5 protein-coding genes and 2 tRNA genes are annotated in these 5,792 nt (G+C 52.5%); 6 read left to right on the forward strand and 1 reads right to left on the reverse strand.

Annotated features, from left to right (window positions below; genetic code table 11):
* Positions 1 to 196: hypothetical protein (locus WW58_RS08510; protein ID WP_252921089.1), on the forward strand; the 196-nt coding region annotated here is incomplete at its 5' end.
* A gap of 59 nt (positions 197 to 255) precedes the next feature.
* On the forward strand, positions 256 to 1,080 hold the full coding sequence (dapF, locus tag WW58_RS08515; protein WP_046436915.1) for a diaminopimelate epimerase: 825 nt from the start codon (positions 256 to 258) through the stop codon (positions 1,078 to 1,080).
* 43 nt (positions 1,081 to 1,123) lie between these two features.
* On the opposite strand, the gene WW58_RS08520 is transcribed toward dapF, so the two are convergent.
* On the reverse strand, positions 1,124 to 1,903 hold the full coding sequence (locus WW58_RS08520; RefSeq protein ID WP_102743212.1) for a hypothetical protein: 780 nt from the start codon (positions 1,901 to 1,903) through the stop codon (positions 1,124 to 1,126).
* A gap of 616 nt (positions 1,904 to 2,519) precedes the next feature.
* On the opposite strand from WW58_RS08520, the gene WW58_RS08530 reads away from it, so the two are divergent.
* The 4 genes from WW58_RS08530 (at position 2,520) to WW58_RS08545 (ending at position 5,028) form a co-directional block, all read left to right on the forward strand.
* Positions 2,520 to 2,594 (forward strand) — tRNA-His (locus WW58_RS08530).
* A gap of 64 nt (positions 2,595 to 2,658) precedes the next feature.
* Positions 2,659 to 3,330 (forward strand): ubiquinone/menaquinone biosynthesis methyltransferase, encoded by a 672-nt coding sequence (locus tag WW58_RS08535; protein WP_022197188.1) that lies wholly within the window; start codon positions 2,659 to 2,661, stop codon positions 3,328 to 3,330.
* Positions 3,327 to 4,832 (forward strand): MATE family efflux transporter, encoded by a 1,506-nt coding sequence (locus tag WW58_RS08540; RefSeq protein WP_046436921.1) that lies wholly within the window; start codon positions 3,327 to 3,329, stop codon positions 4,830 to 4,832. The genes WW58_RS08535 and WW58_RS08540 overlap by 4 nt, the downstream gene beginning before the upstream one ends.
* Before the next feature lie 120 nt (positions 4,833 to 4,952).
* Positions 4,953 to 5,028 (forward strand) — tRNA-Ile (locus WW58_RS08545).
* Positions 5,029 to 5,792: the final 764 nt, after the last annotated feature.

The raw sequence follows: 5,792 nt of genomic DNA on the forward strand, positions 1-5,792 counted from the left end.
CCCCCCTCCCGCCACGATGACCGACCCCATGCCTGCCCCCATCCCCCGTGCGCACGGACAGTTCAGATTCCAGATTACGGTCAAGGGGCCATCCGCCCGCATCCTCTCCCGCACTCTCCGGAAACTGGTGCAGGAAGCCGGCCTGGGGGAAGACCTGACGGCTGTCATTGATGTGGATGCCATGTCATTCATGTAAGCCGCCTTGCCAAAACCGGCCGGGAACATTAGACTTTCGGCACAACACAACTTACTATTATGCTGCTTCATTTCTACAAGATGACGGGTGCCGGCAACGACTTTGTCATGGTGGACAATCGTGACCTGAGCCTCTCCTCCGTGCTGGACAGAGAAACCATAGAAGCCCTGTGTGACCGCCGCTTCGGCATTGGGGCTGACGGGTTGATCGCCGTGGAACCTTCCCAGGGCAAGGGGGGAATTGTTCGTATGCGTTATTACAATGCGGACGGCGGAGAAGCGGAAATGTGCGGCAATGGCGCCCGCTGCTTCGGCAACTTTGCCGCCGCCCTGCTTCATCACGACAAGACAGCCCCCCTTCCTTTTGAAACCATGGCCGGCGTCGTCACCGCAACCTTTGAAAAAGACGGCAACGTCACCGTAAACCTGACCAATCCCCACTCCATGCAGCTCTTCGTGCTGAATGCCGATCCGACTGTGGGGGCGGATGTCCATTTCCTGAACACGGGCGTTCCCCATGCCGTTGCGTTTCTGGACAAGCTGGAGGACCTGAACATTTCCAGGCTGGGAGCCTATCTGCGTTACCATGAGGCCTTTTCACCCAAAGGCACCAATGCCAACTTCGCCAGAATCCTGTCTCCGGGGCACATTGCCATACGTACTTACGAACGCGGCGTAGAGGATGAAACGCTTGCCTGCGGAACGGGAATGACCGCCTGTGCGCTGCTGCATGCCGTATTGGCGGACGCCCCCTCCCCCATTCAGGTGGACGTGGCGGGCGGAGACACGCTTAAAGTCGGATTCCAACGCACAGGGGACCGTTTTACTGACGTCACGCTGACCGGACCGGCAGACCTTGTGTTCACCGGAGACATTCAGATCTAAACAGCTTCGACCTGAAAAGGCGGACTCCTTCCCATCAGGGAAATTATCTGTTCAGCAGGGAACATTCCGCCCGCACATAACCGCCGTAATTATTGCAGAACGCCTTGTACACGGCAGGGCCCATATTCGTTTCGCAATAGTACTTTACGGTAATACAGCCGTTTTCGCGTTCCATATTAAGAAAACGGCTGGACAGCAGTACCAGATTGCTCTGGTAATTCCACAAAGCCATGTCACGCTCCATTTCCTCATGAATCCTGTCGCATATAAAGCTCTCCGGAGGAGGAAACAGAATGGCGCTGACAACACCGATCAGACAGATTCCCGGAATGACCCCTACGGCAAGAACCCCGTGACATTTCCTGACCAGGGGAAGGTGATTCCTGAATTTCCGGAAAATGGTGAAACGGAATAAATAACCCGCCAGCAGCGCCACCGGGAAGAACACATTCACGTACTCAAAAGCCAGGCTCATTCCTCCAAGAACGAAAAAACCGATGCCCTTCCACACCTTCCGGTAAACAGGAATGCAGGCGCAAAGAAACACGTACAGAAGATATCCCAGCAGGCAAAGGAAAGGCAGAAGCGTTCCCGTAAAAATATGCTCCACCATGCAGTCCCACGGATATTCCCTGCTGGGAGCGAAGGCTTCATGGAAAAACATGCATACCATGCTCAAAAGCACCAGCGCGGCAAGGAGGATGGTCTTTACTTTTTTTGACTCATACAAAAGCCACAGCAAAATAACTCCGAACGGCAATAAATAGCAACCTATACTGTTGAATACAGTGGACAACATGGGAATATGAGGAAAGAAATTCATGGAGCGGATATGGATAAATGAGCGGTTAACAACTAAAATGCAGCAGCGGCTTCAACAACAGTAATTGGAAATAAAATAAATTCAAACACTCGTTTTCAAATAACCCATAAAAAATCATATTCTTTTCACGAAAAGCCGTTCAGCCGGGCTCTCCCACTTGACAAAACAACCCTCTGAAAAGGATAGTAACGCTCTTGTGAAACACTCCCTTTTCATCCAGGCCGTCCTCCTTCCGGTTCTCTTCTGCCTTCCCCAATGCAGCCGCAAACCGCTCCTTCCGGAATATACGCCTCTGTGTTCCGGAATGGTGCCGGGGGAACACACTGCCCACCGGGCCCTCCGGGCACGGGAAAACAGAACCTACCGGGTCGGTCCGAAAGGCGGCGTATATTACATCAATTCCCATAATAAAAAAGTTTACATCAAATCCAGGAGGGTGCAATAGAAGACCACACGGTTTCTCCGTAATTTTCCAAATGGGAAACAAATAACCGTCCTATCATGTTTTTATTGTATAATTGAGAAAGTATTCCGTTCAAAAAACTCATTAAACTCATTTTCTTCTTGCCAAAATGGAAGAGGACGGGTAATGTCTGCCGCACCACAACACTAAATGGTGTCGGTAGTTCAATGGTAGAGCCCCAGATTGTGATTCTGGTTGTTGCGGGTTCGAGCCCCGTCCGACACCCCATCCCCTTTCCTTCATAAAAAGAGCACTTATAGTGCTCTTTTTTACTATCCCCAACCCTTTCCGCATGCGTAATCCAGAATTCGTCAAAGCCGCTTTTTCCGCTATTGCCCCGCGCTATGTGGCTACCAACCATGTGCTGAGCATGGGTGTGGACCTGCTATGGCGCCAGCGCGTCGTTCAGCTTGTCTCCGAATGGAAACCGGAAAACCTTCTGGATCTGGCGACTGGAACGGGAGACCTGGCCCTGGCCATCCTGAACGCGATGCCGGAAATCCGCCTCACCGGGTCCGACTTCTGCCAGCCCATGCTGGACATAGCGGCCAGGCGGGGACTGGATCATCTGGTTTGCGCAGACGCCATGAACCTGCCCTTCCCCTCCGCCTCCTATGATGCGGTCACTGTCGCCTTTGGCCTGAGGAACATGGCCAGCTATCCGGACGCCCTGCGGGAAATGGGCCGTATGCTGCGCCCGGGGGGCCATCTGCTCATTCTGGATTTTTCCCTGCCTGAAAGCCTGTTGAAAAGCCCTTACCGGTTTTATCTGCACCGCATCCTTCCCGTCATCGCAGGGTGGATGACCGGCCACCGGGAAGCATACGACTACCTGGCGGACAGCATTGAAGCCTTCCCCTGCGGGCAGGCCATGAAGGCTCTGCTGCGGGAATGCGGCTACAGCAATATCACGGCGGAAGCTCTGAACGGGGGAATTGCCAGCATTTACACAGCCCAGCGATGAGTGCGGGGGACGCAAGAGAAGGCATCATACGCGGCAAGGCGGTACGCGCCCGCCTGGGCGGAAAACTTGCCGGACTATCCCTGCCCCGGCAAATCGCCGTTATTGCTTTCTGGCCATTCCTGGAACAGCTGCTGAGCTTTTTCGTCACCTCGTCCGACCTTTTCATCGCCACTAAAATAGGGGTGGACGCCCAGGACACCATCAACATCTCTGACGGCATGGGCGCCGTCGTCTTCATCATGTGGTTCGGCTTCGTCATCCAGGGGTCTATCATGATGGGAGCCACAGCCATCGTTTCCCGCATGACGGGCGCCAGGGACTATCCCCAGGCCCAGCATGGCCTGCACCAGGCCGCCATGCTGGGGCTCCTGGCAGGAACCATCTCCTGCGGACTTCTCTTCACATGCAGCGATTTCCTGGTCACGCACGTACTGACCATGAATGAAACCGCCCGGGCCTACGCCCTGCAATACGTTTATATGGCCGCATTTGCGGCCCCGTTCAGCGGCGTGGTCTTTGCCATCAATGCCGCCCTGCGAGGCTCCGGAGACACGCGGCTTCCCTTCTGGATCATGATGAGCGTAGGCATCCTCAATGTCATCTTCAGCGTCATTTTCGTCTTTGCGGACGCTCCTCTGGGCGGCTGGCGCATCGGAGGAATTGCGGCAGGAACGGTCTGCGGCTACGGCATCAGCATGTGCATCCTGCTGTTCATCATGCTGCGGCGCAGAAAAAAAATCTTCACGGGCAGGAAAAATGAATCCCTGGAAGAACTTGTCCGGGAACGGGGAGAACACTATGCCCCGCCCCTGTACCTCAGCTTTTCCCATCTACGGCCGGACATGGGCATGCAGAAGCGCATCCTGAAAATCGGGCTGCCGCAGGCCGTGGAAGTCTTCGGCATGTGGGGCATCCAGATGTTCTGCCTTTCCATCATCAGCGAACTGCCTGTTAAAGGCGTGCTGGGCGTCCACAATATTGCCGTCCGCATTGAATCGCTCAGTTTCCTGCCCGGCTTCGCCATCGGCATAGCCGCTTCCACGCTCGTGGGGCAATACCTGGGAGCCCGGAACGCGCTTATGGCCCGCATCACCATCTGGAAATGCATGCGGTACGCCGTCATCTTCATGACAGGCCTGGGAGTGCTCTTCAGTGCCTTTCCCGCCCTGTTCATGGAGATATTTTCCAACGGCAGCACGACCCTTATTGATACCGGAATCCCCGTGCTGCGCACCATGCTGGTGGTGGAACCATTCTTCGCCGCCTGCATCGTGATGAAAATGTCCCTGCGCGGCGCGGGAGACACCCGGAGAGTCATGCTTATTTCCTACGGCATTATGGGCTTTTTCCGGGTCGTCTGCACCTGGATATGGTTCAGGCTGGCACCGGAAACCATGACTTTGTGGGGCATCTGGCTGGTTTTCGCCTTTGAAATGGCCGTCCAATCCGCCATCCTCTATAAAATCGTCAAGGGGCGGAGCTGGACGAAGCTGCAAGTCTGAACCTTTCTCCGGCCTCTCCCGCCTCCCGGCCCATTCGCAAATCCAAAACGTTTACTGCAGGATAAAAACTTTGCTTTCCTCCTCCAATTCTGCTAGCATCCTTTCACGTTGTTCTGCAACGGGCTCGTAGCTCAGCGGTTAGAGCAGGGGACTCATAATCCCTTGGTCGTAGGTTCGAACCCTACCGGGCCTACCAAAATAAAGCCTTACAAGTTAACCACTTGTGAGGCTTTTCTTTCTCTTCCCGCTTCTCTCAAAAATTATTAAAAACGCGTAAAAACGTACCAAAACGCAAGAAAAGTTGCACCACTTTAGCATCACCATTTTTGCTACAGTAGCAGAAACCGCATGAGAAGAGGAGTCATTGCCGGAATTACAAATAGCTGGCAGAAGAACTGAAAAGCAGGAAGACTTCTCGTAATTCCCTGTAGATTCCTTAGATCATTAGGTCATACAACACACCTATGCAGAGAGTATGTAAACTGTAAAAAACACCCGATAGCGACGAAGTTCTTTATTCTCACGATTCATCGGAAAAAGTTCTTGGAGTTGCAGATGAGAGGATGGATTTAAGACGCCAAAAACCGAAAATAATTCTATAAATCGCACAGCTTTAAGGGTTACAGCAAATTCAGAAACACAAACTACTGAATCGTCAAATATTCTTTCTTCGAGAAAGAAAAACATTGATTACAGGAATTGGACTGATGCCCGGAAGGGATGGCCTCCTGTCAAGGGCTCAGCATGAGAGGAAAACATTTTCTAACAAACAGACAACATTGATGTCTATTAAGGGAATGCACTGAACGTAAGAATTATAATATTATCTTTTCGTGTAAAATAATGACCATCTTTTATAAAAAATCAAAAACATACAAATAAAATTCTATCGACACCGACTTCAGATCATACTATTGATAAAACGATCAGGAAAGGGCGGCCCCCCTCGCTTCCTTCATT

The organism is Akkermansia sp. UNK.MGS-1 (genome assembly GCF_000980515.1).
Taxonomy (GTDB): Bacteria; Verrucomicrobiota; Verrucomicrobiia; order Verrucomicrobiales; family Akkermansiaceae; genus Akkermansia; species Akkermansia muciniphila.

Excerpts from the sequence above, each read along its gene's own strand:
- dapF (WP_046436915.1), top strand. The coding sequence starts at position 256 with ATGCTGCTTCATTTCTACAAGATGACGGGTGCCGGCAACGACTTTGTC.
- WW58_RS08520 (WP_102743212.1), bottom strand. The coding sequence starts at position 1,903 with ATGAATTTCTTTCCTCATATTCCCATGTTGTCCACTGTATTCAACAGT.
- WW58_RS08535 (WP_022197188.1), top strand. The coding sequence starts at position 2,659 with ATGCGTAATCCAGAATTCGTCAAAGCCGCTTTTTCCGCTATTGCCCCG.
- WW58_RS08540 (WP_046436921.1), top strand. The coding sequence starts at position 3,327 with ATGAGTGCGGGGGACGCAAGAGAAGGCATCATACGCGGCAAGGCGGTA.